The sequence below is a fragment of the Amycolatopsis sp. NPDC003676 genome (genome assembly GCF_053587275.1).
Window position 1 is genome coordinate 1 of the sequence record NZ_JBSFNS010000240.1, and the last position, 2,375, is coordinate 2,375.

Consider the following 2,375-nt stretch of genomic DNA (forward strand, 5'->3'; position numbering starts at 1 on the left):
ACCTGGGTCGCGGTCAGCGAGTTGCCGCCGAGCTCGAAGAAGTCGTCGTCGAGGCCGACCCGGTCCAGGCCGAGCACGTCGGCGAAGGTGGCGGCGACGATCTCCTCGACCGGGGTGGTCGGGGCGCGGAACACCGCGGCCTCGAACACCGGCGCGGGCAGCGCCTTGCGGTCGAGCTTGCCGGAGGCGTTGAGCGGGAACGCGTCGAGCACGATGAGCACCGCGGGCACCATGTAGGCGGGCAGGTTGTTGCCCAGTTCCTCGCGGGCGTCCTCGATGTCGACGGTGCGGCCCGGCGCGGCGATGACGTAGGCCACCAGCTGATCGCCGGTGTGCTGGTCACCGCGGACCACGACCACCGACTGGGCGACCTCGTCGAGCGCGGTCAGCGCCGACTCGATCTCGCCCAGCTCGATGCGCAGACCGCGCAGCTTCACCTGGAAGTCGGTGCGGCCCAGGTACTCCAGCTCGCCGTGCTCGGTCCAGGCGACGAGGTCGCCGGTGCGGTACATGCGGGCGCCGTCGTCGTCGAAGGGGTTGGCGACGAAGCGGTCGGCGGTCAGGTCCGGCCGCGCGACGTAGCCGCGCGCCAGCTGGGTGCCCGCCAGGTACAGCTCACCCGCGACACCCACCGGGACCGGATGCAGCCGCGAATCCAGCACGTAGACCTTGGTGTTGAACACCGGGGCGCCGATCGGGACGGTGTCGGTGTCGGTGTCGACGACCTCGTGGAAGGTGACGTCGACCGCGGCCTCGGTGGGGCCGTACAGGTTGTGCACGCTCGCGCCGGTGGCCGTCCGGATCCGCCGCGCGGTGTCCGGCGGCAACGGTTCGCCGCCGGTGACCGCGAAACGCAGTGCGGTGCAACCGCTCAGGTCGGCTTCCTCGGCGAGCACCGTCAGCATCGACGAGGTCATCTGCAGCATGCTCACCCGCTCGCGGGCCATGAGCTCGGCGATCTGGTGTGGATCGCGGTCCAGCCGTCCCTCGACGGGCGCGGCCAGCACCCGAGCGCCCACCAGCAGCGGCCAGAACAGCTCCAGCATCGAGGCGTCGAAGGTGGCCGCGGTGCGGTACAGGACGGTGTCGCCCGGCGCGAGCCGGTGCCGCCGCTGCATCCAGGCGAAGGTGCTGATGATCGCCGCGTGCGACACGCTCACGCCCTTGGGCTCACCGGTGGAACCCGAGGTGAACAGCAGATACGCCGCACCGGCCGGTCGCAGCGGCGCGAGCCGGTCGCGGTCGGTGACCAGGGTGGCCGGGAAGGCGGTGAGATCGAGGTCGTCGACCGTGACGACCGGCGCGCGCTCGGTGCCGAAACCGTCGGCGGTGGTGGTGAGGACCAGCGCCGCCTCGGCCGTGCGCAGGATGCGGTCGGCGCGCTGGGCCGGGCTCTGCGGGTCGATCGGCAGGTAGACGCCGCCCGCCCGGCAGATCGCGTGCGCGGCGACGATCGCGTCGATCCCGCGCGTCATCGTCACCGCCACCACGGTTTCCGGCCCGACGCCTTCGTCGATCAGCCAGTGCCCCAGCCGGGCGACCCGCGCGTCGAACTCGCGGTAGGTCAGGGTCACGCCGTTCGCGGTCAGCGCGGGCGCGTCGGGGTCGATCGGGGTGGTCGAGGTCCAGTCGGCCAGGGTGGTGCCGACCGTCTCCGGCGGCATCGCCACCGCGGTCACCTCGGCGACCGTGCGCCCGAGGTCGGTCGCCAGGGCGGCCAGGACCGCGCCGAGCCGATCGGCCAGGCGCGCGGCGACCGGCGCAGGCACGGCGACCGGATCGTGGTGCAGCATCAGGGTGAACTCGTCACCGGGCAGCGCGGTGACGGTGACCGGGAAGTCCGTCAGCCCGTCCACCTCGACGTCGACCACCTGCACGCCCCGGGGGTCCGGTTGCAGCAGACCGGCTTTCGGGAAGTTCTGGAACACCACGAGGGAGTCGAACAGCCGCCCGAGACCCACCGCCCGCTCGACGGTCGCCAATCCCAGATAGCCCCGTGCCTGCGCCTCGAACGAGGCGTCCTGCACGGCCGCGAACTGCTCGGCCACCGGCCGCCCGTCGGTGAGCGTGACGCGCATCGGCACGGTATTGCTGAACAGCCCGACCATCGCGCCGACACCGGGCAGATCGGCGGGCCGCCCCGACACCACGGTCCCGAACACCACATCGGTGCGCCCGAAGTGCTCGGCCAGCACCATCGCCCACGCGCCGTGGAGCACGGTGCTCATAGTCAGGCCGTTGGCCCTCGCGGTGGCGGTCAGCGTTTCCGCGACGGCGGAGATGTGGGGGACCCGCAGCCCGATCGGGCGCAGACGGGCGACGGCACCGTGCTCGGACGACGTGCCCGCCGGTGTCCCGGACTCGTCCGTCGACTC

Annotated in this window: 1 protein-coding gene; it reads right to left on the reverse strand. The window is 72.5% G+C overall.

Annotated features, from left to right (window positions below; all coding sequences use genetic code 11):
* A partial coding sequence (locus tag ACWDNU_RS45185) for a non-ribosomal peptide synthetase (RefSeq protein ID WP_449673370.1) occupies positions 1-2,228 on the reverse strand: 2,228 nt, incomplete at its 3' end.
* Between the last annotated feature and the right edge of the window lie 147 nt (positions 2,229-2,375).